Raw genomic sequence first — 13,610 nt, 5'->3', positions numbered from 1 at the left:
GCCCCGCGGACTACTTCTCGTACAGCCCCTCGATCTCGGTCGCGAACGACCGTTCCACGACCTCCCGCCGCAGCTTCATCGACGGGGTGAGGTGGCCCGCCTCCTCCGTGAAGCCACCGGGGACGATCGTGAACCTGCGGATGGACTCGGGTCGCGAGACGAGGCGGTTGGCCTCGTCCACCGCGCGCTGCAGGACGGCTCGCAGGTCCGGGTCGGTGGCGAGGTGGTCGAGGGGGATGTCCTGTTTGGCGTTCATCAGGGCCCAGTGGGTGATGCCCTCGGGGTCCAGCGTCAGCAGGGCGGTGACGTAGGGGCGGCGGTCGCCGATGACCATGGCGTGGGCGATCAGGGGATGGGAGCGGAGCCAGTTCTCCAGCGGGGCCGGGGCCACGTTCTTGCCGCTGTCGGTGACGAGGATCTCCTTCTTGCGGCCGGTGATCGTGAGGTACCCCTCGTCGTCGAGCCGCCCGATGTCCCCGGTGGCGAACCAGCCGTCGGGGCCGGCGGGGACGACTCCGCCCGCCTGGGGGTCCCAGTAGCCGCGGAAGATCTGGCCGCCGTGCAGGAGGATCTCGCCGTCGGCGGCTATCCGGATCCGCGTGCCGGGGAGGGGGCGGCCGACCGTCCCCAGGCGGGGCAGGTTGGGCGGGGTGACCGACACGGCCGCCGTCGTCTCCGTCATGCCGTAGCCCTCGAAGACGTCGATGCCCGCGCCGGCGTAGAAGGCGGCCAGGCGGCGGCCGAGGGGGCTGCCCCCGCAGATGACGTAACGGACCCTGCCGCCCAGCGCCTTGCGGATGCGGCGGTAGACCAGGGGGTCGTAGAAGGTACGGGCCGTTCTGAGGAAGGCGGAGGGGCCGGGGCCGGTGCCGTGCTGCTCGGCCTCCAGGGCCTCGCCGTAACGGCGGGCCACGGCGGCGGCCCTGTCGTACGAGGAGGCGCGGCCCATGCGTTCGGCGGAGGCGCGGGCGGTATTGAAGACCTTCTCCAGGACGTAGGGGATGACCAGGAGGAAGGTCGGACGGAAGGACTTGAGGTCGGCGAGGAGGTCCTCCGTGCGGAAGCTCGGCGAGTGGCCGAGGCGCACCCTCGCGCGCATGCAGCCGATCGCCACCATGCGGCCGAACACATGGGCGAGGGGGAGGAAGAGGAGGGTGGATGCCTCCTCGTCCGTCTTCGCACGGAAGATCGGGTAGAGGAGGTCGATGGCGTTGTCGACCTCGGCGCAGAAGTTGCCGTGGGTGAGGGCGCACCCCTTGGGGCGGCCGGTCGTGCCCGAGGTGTAGATGAGGGTCGCGAGGGTGTCGGGGCCCAGCACCCCGCGCCGTACGGCGACTTCCTGGTCGGACACGTCCCGGCCCAGCTCGGCCAGCCGGCCCAGGTGGCCCTTCTCGAAGACCCACATGTGGCGCAGGTCGGGTATGCGGTCCAGTTCGGGGCCGAGGGCGGCGGCCTGGCCCGCCGTCTCCACGGCCAGCGCCACCGCGCCCGAGTCCTGGAGGATCCAGCGGGTCTGGAAGACGGAGGAGGTCGGGTAGACGGGGACCGTCACCAGGCCCGCCGCCCAGGCCGCGAAGTCCAGCAGCGTCCACTCGTACGTCGTCCGCGCCATGATCGCGATACGGTCGCCCGGCATCAGGCCCTCGGCGATCAGGCCCTTCGCGAGCGCCAGCACCTCGGCGGCGAACTCGGCCGCCGTCACGTCCCGCCACTCGCCCTCGCCCGCGTCGGCGCCCCGCTCCCGGCCCGGGTCCCCGTCCGCGTTCCCCTCCGCCGCCCCACCGCCGCGCTTGCGGCTGAGGACGACCGAGTCGGGCGCGTGGGTCGCGTTGTCGAACGGGATGTCCGCGAGCGATCCGTAGGCCGCCGACTCGGCGAGCGCGGGTACGTACGCCTCTCGCACCGTGCCGTCCAGCCGCTTCAACTCGGGCTCCACCGGCGCGGGTTCGGTGTGTTCGAGGCTGGACACGGGCGGCTCCTGGGCGTTCGTTGTGCCCGGATCGTACGGGGTTGGTGTGTGAGGTGCGTGTGAGTGTAGCGATGGTCCGGAGATGGAACGGGGCCGGGGATGTGCAGTGTCGCCGACCGCCGGTGCACGGCTCATGCGCAGGTCAAGGGCGCGCCAAGTTACCTGAGGGTCGCTCATGTCCTGGGGGCACGGAGAGGTCCGCCCAGCCCTTACCTCAGGTAACCTGATGTTTCAGTAAGAAGCGGGTCCGGCGCGGGGAGTGGAGCCCGGCGCGAGGAAGGGGAGACCGTTCGATGCAGCCGACGCACGTCCTCGCCGCCCCACCGGCCCTCGGCCCCGCCCTCGCCAGGGGCGCCCTCCTCTCGCCGCGCAAGAGCCGCGGGCTCGCGGGCGCGGGCCCCCCGGCCATGCCTCCCGGCGGGTTCCCCCGGCTCGTCCTTCGCGGCGTCCGGATCGACCTCGCCCGTCTCGCCGCGTACGAGCGCGTCTGCGGGTTCCCCACCGGGGAGGACGCCGTCCCGCTGACGTACCCGCACGTCCTCGGCTTTCCGCTGGCCATGCGGATCATGTCCGGCCGCGCCTTCCCGCTGCCCCTCCTCGGCCTCGTGCACACGTCGATCGAGATCACCCGACGCCGACGTCTGCCCGCCACCGGGGAGTACGAGATCACCGTGTACGTCGACGGGCTGTCGCCCCACCGCCGGGGCACCGAGGCGACGGTGGTGACCGAGGTACGCGACGGGAACGAGGCGGAGGGCGGCTTCGGGGTGGGGGTGGGGGTCGCGTGGGAGTCCCGGAGCACGTATCTCGCCCGGCACGGACGGGGGGACGGGCTGGGACAGGCGGCGACCACCGGGAGGGGGCCGGCGCGGACCGACGGGGCGGAAGAGGCGTCCACCGGCGCGGGCGGGCCGGCGCCGACCGGGGAGACGGAACAGGCTCCCGGTGACGCGAGCGGGGCGGCCCGGATCGGCGGGACCGGACGGGCGCCGGCCGACCGAGACGGGACGGGGGCCGGACGCGAGGGAACGGGGGTCGCTCGTGAGGGGGAGCCGGAGGGGGAGCCGGTGTTGCCCGGAGTGGTCGAGTGGCGGTTGGGCGGGGATGTCGGGCGGCGGTACGGGGCGGTGTCCGGGGACCGCAACCCGATCCATCTGCATCCGCTCGGTGCCCGCCTGTTCGGGTTCCCCCGGGCCATCGCCCACGGCATGTGGACCGTGGCCCGCTGCCTCGCCGAGCACGGCGCGCCCCCGGCGACCCTGGTCCGCGCGGAGTTCCGGGCCCCGGTACCGCTGCCGGGCACGGTGACGTACGCGGCCGACGGACGGACCTGGGGCGGCTTCGAGCTGCGCGGCGGCGACACCTCGGAGCCGGGCGGACAGCGGGTCCGGCCGAGGGTCCATGTGAGCGGCCACGTCCACCCGCTCGTCGTCTGAGCACACGTGAACATCGCTCGAACGAAAGCAGGGGCTGCGCCCCGTGCTTTACGGGCCCGCAGGCCGCCGCCTTCCAGACCCGCGAGGCCGGTCGCGTCCGGACCCGCGAAGCCGTCGCTCGCAGGGCCGCAGGGGCCCGGTCTTCAGGGGCGCGGGGAACTGCGCGAACAGCCCCCACCGGGCCCGCGGCTGACGACAGTCGCTACTCCCCGGACTCCTCAGCGGGCGGCGGAGCCCAAGGGCGGCCTTCCATGAGGTCGCCCAGACCCGCCCACGCGAAGTTCATCAGGGTCGCGGCGGCCTGGCGGGCGGTGATGCCGGGAGTCGCGTTGGCCCAGGCCGCCAGGGCCTCGGCGGCGCCCACGAGGCCCTCGGCGAGACCCGCCACCTCCCGCTCGGGCAGCGAGGGATCACGCCGGGCCTCCCGGGCCGCGACCAGGATCAGCCCGGTCACGAACGCCACCATCTCCTCCCGCATCGCCGCCACTTCGGCGGCGAACGGCTCCCCGTGCGTACGCGCCTGCAGATGCAGCACGGCCCAGGCGTCCGGGTTGCGCGCGGTGTGCGTGAAGAACGCGCGCAGCCCTTCCCAGAGTTGACGGTCGGCGGGCAGCTCGGGATCGACGCCGGCGCGTACGGCGGTGGTGAGCGCCGTGACCTCGCGGCGGATGCAGGCGGTGAAGAGGTCTTCCTTGGAGTTCAGGTACAGATACACCAACGGCTTGGACACGCCCGCCAGTTCGGCGATCTCGTCCATCGACGCGGCCCGGTAGCCGCGCTGCCCGAAGGTCCGCACCGCCGCGTCCAGCATCTGCTGTTCCCGCACCGCGCGGGGCATCCGTTTGCTCTTCACAGCACCCATGCGGGCAAGCGTACGGTTCCGGCGGCGGGGACGGACTCTACGAAGCCTGGCTCGACGTCGGCTCGGCGGTCTTGGCGGTCTCGGCCGCCTCGGTGCTCCCGACGGCGTCGTCCGTCTTCGTCCCCTCGGCCGCCACCGGCGTCCGCGCCTCGTCGTCGGCCTCGTCCTCCTGGCTGCGGTTGGCGGCGAGGTTGGACTTGACGCGGTCGATGGAGCGGTCGAGGCGCGGGGCGATCCGCTCGGAGGCCCGGTCGCGCTCCTTGCGCAGGGCGACGAAGCTGATCGGCGCGGAGACGAGCAGGGCGAGGATGATCATCCACATGCCGTTGGAGGCGCCGAGGCCGCGCGGCGCGACGCCGAAGTAGACGAGGCCCCAGACGACCACGAAGCAGCCCGCGAAGATACCGAGGCGCATCAGTGTGTAGCGGAGCATCTCAATCCACTCTTCCGTTTCCGTTCCGGACGTTGCCGAGGGGCGCGTCTGCCGAAGGCGCCTTCCAGTGAAGCACGGTCGGCGTGCGATCTTGCACGGGGGTTGTCGGGGGTCAGGTCAGGGACAGGAGCATCGTGATGTCGTCGCGGTGGTCCCCGGGGGCGACGCGGATGGCGCCGGGGACCCGGCCGACCTCCTTGTAGCCGCAGGAGGCGTAGAAGTGCTCCAGGCCGTGGCCGCCCCGGCAGCCGAGGCGGACGGCGTCTATGCCGTCGAAGCCGCGGGCCGCGGACTCGGCCGCCGCCATGAGGGCGCGGCCGTGGCCCCTGCCCTGGTGGGCGGGGTGGACCATCACCGTGTAGAGCCAGACCCAGTGGGTCATCAGGCGGTGGGTGTTGAAGGCGAAGAACGCGGTGGCGGCGGGGGTGCCGTGGTCGTCGAGGCCGAGGAGGAGGCGGTGTCTGCCGTCCGCCATGGCGGTGAGGTGCTTGCGGAGTTCCGGGCGGATGTCATCCGGGGTGACCGGGGGGACGAAGCCCACGGCTCCGCCGGCGTTGGAGACGTCCGACCAGAGGGTGAGGATGTTCTCGTGGAGGGTGGGGGTGAGGGGTGGGTCCAGGTGGAACGTAAGGGGCATGGGGTGACCGTAGCCATTACGTGCGACTCGCCTCAAGAGGGATTCGCCCCCGCCGACCCGGCCCGTCCCCTCCTCCAGGGGCTGCGCCTCTACGAACCCCGGCCGCGGGTCCGGTGGGGGCTGGTCGCGCAGCTCCCCACCGTCCCCGGAGAAGCAGGGGCTGCGCCCCGTGCTTCTTCGGCCCTGAAGGGGCGTAGGCCCTTGGGCGGCCGGCTCCTCAGACCCGCATCGGCTGCGGGGACTCCCTCCGCGCCGGGTCGGGGCCGTCGTACTCGCGGATCACCTCGTACCTCGTGTTCCGTTCCACCGGGTGGAAGCCCGCGTCGCGGATGAGGTCCAGCAGATCCTCGCGGGTCAGCTTGTTCGGCGTGCCGTAGTTGTCCGCGTCGTGGGTGATCTTGTACTCGACGACCGAGCCGTCCATGTCGTCGGCGCCGTGCTGCAGCGCCAGCTGGGCCGTCTGGACGCCGTGCATGACCCAGAAGACCTTGACGTGGGGGACGTTGTCGAACAGCAGCCGCGACACCGCGAAGGTCTTCAGCGCCTCCGCGCCGGTCGCCATCTGGGTACGGGCCTGGAGACGGTTGCGGACCTTGCCGTCCTGCATGTCGACGAAGTCGTGCTGGTAGCGCAGGGGGATGAAGACCTGGAAACCGCCGGTCTCGTCCTGCAGTTCACGCAGGCGCAGGACGTGGTCCACCCGGTGGCGCGGCTCCTCGATGTGGCCGTAGAGCATGGTGCAGGGGGTCTTGAGCCCCTTCTCGTGCGCCAGGCGGTGGATCCGCGACCAGTCCTCCCAGTGGGTGCGGTGGTCGACGATGTGCTGCCGGACCTCCCAGTCGAAGATCTCCGCGCCGCCACCCGTCAACGACTCCAGGCCCGCGTCGATCAGCTCGTCGAGGATCTCCGAGGCCGTGAGGCCGCTGATCGTCTCGAAGTGGTGGATCTCCGTGGCCGTGAAGGCTTTCAGCGAGACGTTCGGGAGGGCGGCCTTCAGCTCCTTGAGGGAGCGCGGGTAGTAGCGCCACGGCAGGTTCGGGTGCAGCCCGTTGACGATGTGCAGCTCGGTGAGGTTCTCGCCCTCCATCGCCTTGGCGAGCTTCACCGCCTCCTCGATGCGCATCGTGTACGCGTCCTTCTCCCCCGGCTTGCGCTGGAAGGAGCAGTACGCGCACGACGCCGTGCACACGTTGGTCATGTTGAGGTGGCGGTTGACGTTGAAGTGGACGACGTCGCCGTTCTTCCGCGTCCGCACCTCGTGCGCCAGACCGCCCAGCCAGGCCAGGTCGTCCGACTCGTACAGCGCGATGCCGTCCTCGCGGGTCAGCCGCTCGCCGGAGCGGACCTTCTCCTCCAGCTCGCGCTTGAGCCCGACGTCCATGCCCACACCTTTCACCGACCGACCTGCTGCCATCCGTTGGCCACTGCCTGATGCGAGGGCCTCGTCAACCCTACGTCCACCGCCCTACTGCTCCTCCTCGGGCAGCTCACCCACCCGGTTCTCCCACTTCGTGGAGAGCACGATCGTCGTACGGGTCCGGGAGACGCCCTTGGTGCCGGAGAGCCGGCGGATGGTCTTCTCCAGGCCGTCCACGTCGGGGGCGCGCACCTTGAGCATGAAGGAGTCGTCGCCCGCGATGAACCAGCAGTCCTCGATCTCGGCCAGGTCCCGCAGGCGCGTCGCCACGTCCTCGTGGTCGGCCGCGTCGGAGAGGGAGATGCCGATGAGCGCGGTCACGCCGAGGCCGAGGGAGGCCGAGTTGACGGTGGCGCGATAGCCGGTGATGACCCCGGCCGCCTCCAGCCGGTTGATGCGGTCGGTGACACTGGGTCCCGACAGACCGACGAGGCGTCCCAGCTCCGCGTAGGAGGCCCGGCCGTTCTCCCTCAGGGCCTGGATGAGCTGCCTGTCCACCGCGTCCATACGATCGGTTGCCTTCCGCTGAAGAGTTTGCGTGGTGAGTGATGCGTGAGGTCGTACGGGGTCGTGCGTCGCGAGGGTTGAGCGTGCGGGGCGCTCAGGTGGTCGTGTGCGCGGGGCGCGCGCCGCCCACCTCGCCCTCCCAGCGCCGGTACAGGGTGTGGGGGACGCCCGCCGCGTCCAGCACCCGTCCGGCGACGAAGTCCACCAGGTCCTGGATGTGCGTGGCTCCCGCGTAGAAGGCCGGGGACGCGGGCAGTACGGTCGCGCCCGCCTCGTCCAGGGTCACCAGGTGCCGCAGGGTCTGCCCGTTCAACGGGGTCTCGCGTACGGCGACCACCAGGCGCCGGCCCTCCTTGAGCGTCACGCTCGCCGCCCGTTGCAGCAGGTCCTTGGAGAGCCCCAGGGCCACGCCGGCGACGCACGCGGTCGACGCGGGCACGATCAGCATCCCCTTGACGGGGTACGAGCCCGAGGACGGTCCGGCGGCCAGGTCCCCGGCGCTCCAGTACCGCACGCGCTCGCCGTCGAGGTGCACGGCGAACGTGCCGGGCTTGCCGTCGGCACCGCGGGCCAGCCATTCCCGCAGGTCGTCACGCCAGTGGGCGTCCCGGAAGGAGATACCCGTCTCGTCGAGCAGGGTGAGCCGCGAGGCCCGGGACACCACGAGGTCGACGCTCTCGCCCGCGGCGAGGAGCGCGCGCAGCACCGCCGCGGCGTATGGGGTGCCGGATGCGCCGGACACCCCTACGATCCAAGGCGTACGCGGCGTCTCTCCTGGCTTGACTGGGTTCACGACCCCGAGCCTATCCGGCGTCGCGGGGCGGGAACCGGTCAAGGGGGCATGACCGTTTTCCTGGAGGGACGAGTCGAGTCGGGGGTTGGACATGGCGGGTGGAGTGCGTGGGGCGCTGAGTCCCGAGCGGGAGTGGTCGCGCGGGGACCGGGCGAAGGCCGCGGCCAGGCTGATGGTGGGCTGGGTGGCGCTGCTGTGGCTGCTCGAAGTGATCGACGTGGCGACGGGTCACGCGCTGGACGACTTCGGGATCGTCCCGCGCTCGGTGCCCGAGCTGGCCGATGTCGTGCCCGCGTCGTTCATCCACTTCGGCTTCGCCCATGTCGCGGCGAACAGCGTGCCGCTGCTGGTCCTGGGGTTCCTCTCGGCGCTCGGGGGGCTGCGGCGCTTCGCCGCCGTCTGCGCGCTGATCATCGTCGCGGACGGGCTGGGTGTCTGGCTGATATCCCCGGACAACACGAACACGGCGGGGGCGTCCGGCGTGGTCTTCGGGCTCTTCGGGTTCCTGGTCGTCAGCGGGTTCGTCGAGCGGCGGCTGATGGGGGTGGCGGTAGGGGTCCTCGTCGCGGCCGTCTGGGGCGGGTCGATCCTGGCGGGGGTCGCGCCGACCGAGACGGGCATCAGCTGGCAGGGGCATCTGATCGGGTTGGTGACGGGAGTGGTGGCGGCGTTCCTGTTCCGGCGGCGCGAACCCCGCAGGGGGCTCGACGCGTAGGGCGCGCCTCCGGGTCCACGGGGAGACGGCCGGTGGCGATCGTGGGCTCGCCGAGGGGAGCACCGACGGTCAGGTGGGGACCACCGCATCGCTCACCGGCGCCCAGCCCGGCGGAAGCTGCTCCTCCGGTCTGCTGAGCTGCGAGTGCAGGCGGTCGATGCCCGAGACGGTCACGCCTGTCTCCCTGGGGTCCTGCTCTCGATGGCAGGCCGCACCGTAGCTACACGGTCAGACCCCGAACCAGGAGATCCAGCAGCGCGCACCCGAACAGGGCAATGCCGATGAACCCGTTGACGGAGAAGAACGCCCGGTTCAGGCGGGACAGGTCGTGCGGGCGCACGATCGAGTGCTCGTACACGAACGCGCCCGCCACGATCGCCAGGCCCAGCCACAGGAACGCGCCCGCTTCGGTGAGGACCGCGTACCAGACGAACAGGGCCGTCGTCAGCGCGTGACAGACCCGCGCCGCCCAGATCGCCGCCGGGACGCCGAAGCGGGCCGGCACCGACAGCACGCCGGACTCGCGGTCGGAGTCGATGTCCTGGCAGGCGTAGATGAGGTCGAAGCCCCCGATCCAGATGCCGACCGCCAGACCGAGGACGACCGCCTCCCACGACCACTCCCCCGTGATGGCGAGCCAGCCGCCGATGGGCCCCATGGCCTGGGCGAGACCGAGGATGGCCTGCGGGTAGTTCGTGAAACGCTTCCCGTAGGGATAGACCACCATCGGGATCACGGCGACGGGGGCCAGGGCGAGGCAGAGCGGGTTGAGCAGCGCCGCCGAGCCGAGGAAGATCACGACCGCGATCAGGGCGCCGGTCCACGCGTGCCTGACCGACATCGCCCCGGTCACCAGTTCGCGGTGCGCCGTACGCGGGTTACGGGCGTCGATCTCCCGGTCGATGATCCGGTTGACCGCCATCGCGAAGGTGCGCAGGCCCACCATGCAGACGGTGACCAGGAGCAGCCGCACCCAGTGGATGTTGCCGTCCAGCCGGAACATGGCGGTGAGCGCGGCGATGTACGCGAAGGGCAGCGCGAAGATCGAGTGCTCGATCATCACCAGGCGCAGGAAGGCCTTGGTGCGGCCCGGCTGCGGGATCGCGGCGGAGGCGCTGGTCACAGGCCGTACTCCTTCCAGCGGCGGTCGACGAGCGCCGCCGTGGCCGGGTCCGACTCGACCATGTCGGGCCAGCCCCCGTCCCGTGTGTAGCCCTCCTCGATCCACTTCTTCGTCGCGTCGATGCCTGCCTTGCCGCCCCAGAACTGCTGGTAGGAGGCATGGTCCAGATGGTCCACCGGGCCTTCGACGATCGAGAGGTCGCGGGAGTAGTCCGTGTTGCCGAGGGCGCGCCAGGCGACCTCGTGGAGGTCGTGGACGTCGCAGTCGGAGTCGACGACCACGATCAGTTTGGTCAGGGACATCATGTGGGCGCCCCAGATCGCGTGCATGACCTTCTGCGCGTGCTTGGGGTACTTCTTGTCGATCGAGATGATCGCGCAGTTGTGGAAGCCGCCCGCCTCGGGGAGGTGGTAGTCCACGATGTCCGGGACGATGATCTTCAGCAGGGGCAGGAAGAAGCGTTCCGTCGCGCGGCCGAGCGGCCCGTCCTCCGTAGGCGGACGGCCCACGACGATCGACTGCAGCAGCGGCCGCTTCCGCATCGTCACACAGTCGATCTTCAGTGCGGGGAACGGTTCCTGCGGGGTGTAGAAGCCGGTGTGGTCGCCGAACGGACCCTCGGGAAGCATCTCGCCGGGCTCCAGCCAGCCCTCGATCACGACCTCCGCCTGCGCCGGCACCTGCAGCGGCACGGTCTTGCAGTCGACCATCTCGATCCGCTTGCCCGAGACGAACCCGGCGAACAGGTACTCGTCGATGTCCCCGGGGAGCGGGGCCGTGGAGGCGTACGTCACGGCGGGCGGACAGCCGAAGGCGATGGCGACCGGCAGGCGCTCGCCGCGCCTGGCGGCCACCTGGTAGTGGTTGCGGCTGTCCTTGTGGATCTGCCAGTGCATGCCGATGGTGCGCCTGTCGTGGCGCTGGAGGCGGTAGAGGCCGAGGTTGCGGATGCCGGTCTCGGGGTGCTTGGTGTGGGTGAGGCCGAGGTTGAAGAAGGAGCCGCCGTCCTTGGGCCAGGTGAACAGCGCGGGCAACTGGTCCAGATCGACGTCGTCGCCCTGGAGGACCACCTCCTGCACGGGCGCGCTGTCCGCCTTCACCTTCTTCGGCGGGACGTGCGTCATCGCGCCGAGCTTCCCGAACGCCTCGCGCACACCCACGAAGCCCTGCGGCAGCTCGGGCTTGAGCAGACCGCCGATCTTCTCGCTGATCTCGCCGTACGACTTCAGGCCGAGGGCCTTCAGCAGGCGGCGGTCGGTGCCGAAGACGTTCATCGCGAGGGGCATCGAGGAGCCCTTCACGTTCTCGAACAGCAGGGCGGGGCCGCCGGCCTTGTTGACCCGGTCGACGATCTCCCCGACCTCCAGGTAGGGGTCGACTTCGGCCTTGATGCGCTTGAGATCGCCCTCGCGCTCCAGTGCGCGGAGCAGGGAGCGAAGATCGTCGTAAGCCATGGGGTCAAGTATCCCCGAGGGGCTACCCTGACCCCGTCACGGGGCCCCGAGCACCGCCCCGAGTCACCACCACCGCTTCCAGGGGGCTGTTCCATGCTCAGGGTGTTGATGTACCTCGTGCCGCTGGCGCTGACGATCTACGCCTTCATCGACTGCCTCAACACCCCCGAGGACGAGGCGAAGCACCTGCCGAAGATCGCCTGGGTCTTCATCATCCTGCTCTTCTGGATCGTCGGCCCCATCGCCTGGCTCGTCGCCGGAAAACTGCGGGGCGTCCCCGGGGGCGGGCGCACGCCCTCCGAGTGGCAGCGCAACCATCGCACCGAGTACGTCGCCCCCGACGACAACCCCGAGTTCCTGAAGTCCCTCGCCGAGGACAACAAGAAGGACGAGTCCCTCCTCAAGAGCTGGGAGGCCGACCTCCGCCGCCGCGAGGAGGAGTTGAGGCGCCAGGAGCAGGAGAAGGGCGAGAAGCGGGACAAGAAGGACAGCGAGGACTGACGTCCGGGGAAGAGGACGACGAGGACCGGCGTACGACGAGGAAGCCCCCGTGCCGCACCGGCGTCACCCGCCCCGCCTGCGCCCCGTCGACCTCGCGCGCCTGTCCGGCGTCTCCACCCAGCAGATCCGCAACTACGAGGCGGCCGGGGTGCTTCCGCCCGTCCCGCGCACGGAGTCGGGGTACCGGGTCTTCGGGGACGCGCACCGGCGGGCCCTGCTGACGTACCGGGCCCTGTCGAAGGGCTACGGGGCGGTGGCGGCCACCCGGATCATGCGGACCGTGCACGAGGGGGACGTGCCGGGGGCGCTGGCGCTGGTGGACGAGGCGCACGCGGCGCTGCACGCGGAGCGGGTGGCGCTACGGGCGACCGCTGAGGCGCTGCGGACGCTGGCCGGGGAGCCGCCGGAGGAGGACGTCCCCGCCACCGACCTGCTGATCGGGGAGGTCGCGGCCCTGCTCGGGGTCCGCACCTCGACGCTCCGCGTCTGGGAGGCCGCCGGTCTCCTCGCGCCCCGCCGGGAGTACGGCACCGGCTACCGCCACTACGCCCCCGACGAGGTGCGCGACGCCCGTTTCATCCTCGCCCTGCGCCGCAACCACTACCTCCTGGACCAGATCCGCCCCGTCCTGGAGGACCTCCGCGACGAGGGCGGCACCGAGGCCCTCCGCACCGCGGTCACGACCCGTCACGCGACGCTGACCGCCCGTACGGCGGCGATGCTGGAGGGGGCGGGCCACCTGCACACGTATCTCACGCCGCCCGACGGCGTGACCTCCGGCTGAAGGCATCCGTTCCCTAGAAATTCACATATGCCGCTTAAAGGGGCAATGATGGGTATACGGAGAAGCAGGTGACAGTGATGAACGGTCGGGAGTCGGAGAAGCGCCGTTCCTCGTCGCGGCAGTCGGAGCCCGCCGAGGAGCGCGTCTCCGCGCCCGAAGCCATGCGGAACGCGATCGAGCAGCTCGCCGAGCTGCTGGGCCGCGCTCCCGAGTCCGTTTCCGCGCTGAAGCCGACCGAGGAGGGCTGGGAGGCGCAGGTCGAGGTCCTGGAGCTGGAGCGCGTCCCGCAGACGACCAGTGTGATGGCCGCCTACCGGGTCGCCCTGGATCCCGCGGGCAAGCTGCTGGCGTACGAACGCGGGCGGCGGTACACGCGCGCACAGGTCGACCGGGGCTCCCGCTGAGCCGCCGAGGTCGCGGCCACCGCTGACACCGCCTCGCGGAAACCGGTGGCCCTCGACACGGCCGCGGCCCGAAGCCCTCCGGCGTACGGCTTCCCGTACCGGAAGGGAACAGATCGTGACTGTGGTGCCGCAGAGCGAGGGCGGCGCCGGTGCCGCCCGCGGCGGTGGCTCCGGGAACCTCTACGACGTGCTGGAACTGGTCCTCGACCGGGGCCTGGTCATCGACGCGTTCGTACGGGTGTCCCTGGTGGGCATCGAGATCCTGAAGATCGACGCCCGGGTCGTGGTGGCCAGCGTCGACACGTACCTGCGCTTCGCCGAGGCGTGCAACCGGCTGGACCTGGAGGCGGGACGCAAGGCCCCCTCCCAGCTGACGGACATCGTCGGGGACGCCACCGAGTCCGGCGCCAAGGGCAAGAGCAAGGGCGCCCTGACGGGCGCGGTCGAGGCCGTCACCGACTCGCTCCACAAGGGGCGCGGGGAAGACGAGGACCGCGAGTCCGGCCGCGAGAGGCAGCGCGTGCGCTCCGAGCGGGGCGCGAGCCGCCGTTCCTCCCGAGAGCGTGAGGAGTGAG

General features: G+C 71.3%; 15 protein-coding genes. 6 read left to right on the top strand and 9 right to left on the bottom strand.

The window, feature by feature from the left end; translation table 11 throughout:
* Positions 1–10: 10 nt before the first annotated feature.
* Positions 11–1,969 (bottom strand): AMP-dependent synthetase/ligase, encoded by a 1,959-nt coding sequence (locus ACZ6BB_RS35975; RefSeq protein WP_471619333.1) that lies wholly within the window; start codon positions 1,967–1,969, stop codon positions 11–13.
* 293 nt (positions 1,970–2,262) lie between these two features.
* Here ACZ6BB_RS35975 and ACZ6BB_RS35970 point away from each other — a divergent pair, with 293 nt between their 5' ends.
* Positions 2,263–3,405, top strand: coding sequence for a MaoC family dehydratase (locus ACZ6BB_RS35970; RefSeq protein WP_471619332.1), 1,143 nt, complete (start codon positions 2,263–2,265; stop codon positions 3,403–3,405).
* A 202-nt stretch (positions 3,406–3,607) separates the two neighbouring features.
* On the opposite strand, the gene ACZ6BB_RS35965 is transcribed toward ACZ6BB_RS35970, so the two are convergent.
* From ACZ6BB_RS35965 to ACZ6BB_RS35940, 6 genes are all read right to left on the bottom strand, one after another.
* On the bottom strand, positions 3,608–4,267 hold the full coding sequence (locus tag ACZ6BB_RS35965; protein ID WP_471619331.1) for a TetR/AcrR family transcriptional regulator: 660 nt from the start codon (positions 4,265–4,267) through the stop codon (positions 3,608–3,610).
* Between the two features lie 37 nt (positions 4,268–4,304).
* The gene (locus ACZ6BB_RS35960) at positions 4,305–4,700 is read right to left on the bottom strand and encodes a DUF4229 domain-containing protein (protein ID WP_471619330.1); all 396 of its coding nucleotides are present in this window, start codon (positions 4,698–4,700) and stop codon (positions 4,305–4,307) included.
* A 112-nt stretch (positions 4,701–4,812) separates the two neighbouring features.
* Positions 4,813–5,337 (bottom strand): GNAT family N-acetyltransferase, encoded by a 525-nt coding sequence (locus ACZ6BB_RS35955; protein WP_471619329.1) that lies wholly within the window; start codon positions 5,335–5,337, stop codon positions 4,813–4,815.
* A 217-nt stretch (positions 5,338–5,554) separates the two neighbouring features.
* Positions 5,555–6,718, bottom strand: a complete 1,164-nt coding sequence (gene mqnE / locus ACZ6BB_RS35950) for an aminofutalosine synthase MqnE (RefSeq protein ID WP_471619328.1) — start codon at positions 6,716–6,718, stop codon at positions 5,555–5,557.
* 84 nt (positions 6,719–6,802) lie between these two features.
* The gene (locus ACZ6BB_RS35945; RefSeq protein WP_471619327.1) at positions 6,803–7,261 is read right to left on the bottom strand and encodes an Lrp/AsnC family transcriptional regulator; all 459 of its coding nucleotides are present in this window, start codon (positions 7,259–7,261) and stop codon (positions 6,803–6,805) included.
* 94 nt (positions 7,262–7,355) lie between these two features.
* Entirely contained in the window at positions 7,356–8,054 is a 699-nt protein-coding gene (locus tag ACZ6BB_RS35940; RefSeq protein WP_471619326.1) for a UbiX family flavin prenyltransferase, read from the bottom strand.
* Between the two features lie 91 nt (positions 8,055–8,145).
* On the opposite strand from ACZ6BB_RS35940, the gene ACZ6BB_RS35935 reads away from it, so the two are divergent.
* Positions 8,146–8,769, top strand: a complete 624-nt coding sequence (locus ACZ6BB_RS35935; protein WP_471619325.1) for a rhomboid family intramembrane serine protease — start codon at positions 8,146–8,148, stop codon at positions 8,767–8,769.
* Positions 8,770–8,989: 220 nt separating this feature from the next.
* Here the strand turns inward: ACZ6BB_RS35935 and mqnP are convergent, their stop codons facing one another.
* Both mqnP and ACZ6BB_RS35925 read right to left on the bottom strand, forming a co-directional pair.
* Complete coding sequence (gene mqnP / locus ACZ6BB_RS35930) at positions 8,990–9,892, bottom strand: menaquinone biosynthesis prenyltransferase MqnP (protein ID WP_471619324.1); 903 nt, start codon at positions 9,890–9,892, stop codon at positions 8,990–8,992.
* On the bottom strand, positions 9,889–11,346 hold the full coding sequence (locus ACZ6BB_RS35925; protein WP_471619323.1) for a menaquinone biosynthesis decarboxylase: 1,458 nt from the start codon (positions 11,344–11,346) through the stop codon (positions 9,889–9,891). Before ACZ6BB_RS35925 ends, mqnP begins: the two co-directional genes overlap by 4 nt.
* 93 nt (positions 11,347–11,439) lie before the next feature.
* Between ACZ6BB_RS35925 and ACZ6BB_RS35920 the strand changes: the two genes are divergently transcribed.
* The 4 genes from ACZ6BB_RS35920 (at position 11,440) to ACZ6BB_RS35905 (ending at position 13,609) form a co-directional block, all read left to right on the top strand.
* Positions 11,440–11,847, top strand: coding sequence for a PLD nuclease N-terminal domain-containing protein (locus ACZ6BB_RS35920; RefSeq protein ID WP_471619322.1), 408 nt, complete (start codon positions 11,440–11,442; stop codon positions 11,845–11,847).
* A gap of 49 nt (positions 11,848–11,896) precedes the next feature.
* Positions 11,897–12,631, top strand: coding sequence for a MerR family transcriptional regulator (locus ACZ6BB_RS35915; protein WP_471619321.1), 735 nt, complete (start codon positions 11,897–11,899; stop codon positions 12,629–12,631).
* Between the two features lie 77 nt (positions 12,632–12,708).
* Positions 12,709–13,035 (top strand): gas vesicle protein GvpO, encoded by a 327-nt coding sequence (locus ACZ6BB_RS35910; protein WP_415923805.1) that lies wholly within the window; start codon positions 12,709–12,711, stop codon positions 13,033–13,035.
* Positions 13,036–13,156: 121 nt separating this feature from the next.
* Entirely contained in the window at positions 13,157–13,609 is a 453-nt protein-coding gene (locus ACZ6BB_RS35905; protein WP_471619391.1) for a gas vesicle structural protein GvpA, read from the top strand.
* Position 13,610: the final 1 nt, after the last annotated feature.

The sequence above is a fragment of the Streptomyces sp. NPDC041108 genome (assembly GCF_055592645.1).
The sequence above is the reverse complement of the archived record's forward strand: the minus strand, read 5'-3'. Positions and strand labels throughout refer to the sequence as shown.

What these genes read in the sequence shown, in the direction of transcription:
- ACZ6BB_RS35970 (WP_471619332.1), top strand. Translation starts at nt 2,263, where the DNA reads ATGCAGCCGACGCACGTCCTCGCCGCCCCACCGGCCCTCGGCCCCGCC.
- ACZ6BB_RS35965 (WP_471619331.1), bottom strand. Translation starts at nt 4,267, where the DNA reads ATGGGTGCTGTGAAGAGCAAACGGATGCCCCGCGCGGTGCGGGAACAG.
- ACZ6BB_RS35960 (WP_471619330.1), bottom strand. Translation starts at nt 4,700, where the DNA reads ATGCTCCGCTACACACTGATGCGCCTCGGTATCTTCGCGGGCTGCTTC.
- ACZ6BB_RS35955 (WP_471619329.1), bottom strand. Translation starts at nt 5,337, where the DNA reads ATGCCCCTTACGTTCCACCTGGACCCACCCCTCACCCCCACCCTCCAC.
- mqnE (WP_471619328.1), bottom strand. Translation starts at nt 6,718, where the DNA reads ATGGACGTCGGGCTCAAGCGCGAGCTGGAGGAGAAGGTCCGCTCCGGC.
- ACZ6BB_RS35945 (WP_471619327.1), bottom strand. Translation starts at nt 7,261, where the DNA reads ATGGACGCGGTGGACAGGCAGCTCATCCAGGCCCTGAGGGAGAACGGC.
- ACZ6BB_RS35935 (WP_471619325.1), top strand. Translation starts at nt 8,146, where the DNA reads ATGGCGGGTGGAGTGCGTGGGGCGCTGAGTCCCGAGCGGGAGTGGTCG.
- ACZ6BB_RS35925 (WP_471619323.1), bottom strand. Translation starts at nt 11,346, where the DNA reads ATGGCTTACGACGATCTTCGCTCCCTGCTCCGCGCACTGGAGCGCGAG.
- ACZ6BB_RS35920 (WP_471619322.1), top strand. Translation starts at nt 11,440, where the DNA reads ATGCTCAGGGTGTTGATGTACCTCGTGCCGCTGGCGCTGACGATCTAC.
- ACZ6BB_RS35910 (WP_415923805.1), top strand. Translation starts at nt 12,709, where the DNA reads ATGAACGGTCGGGAGTCGGAGAAGCGCCGTTCCTCGTCGCGGCAGTCG.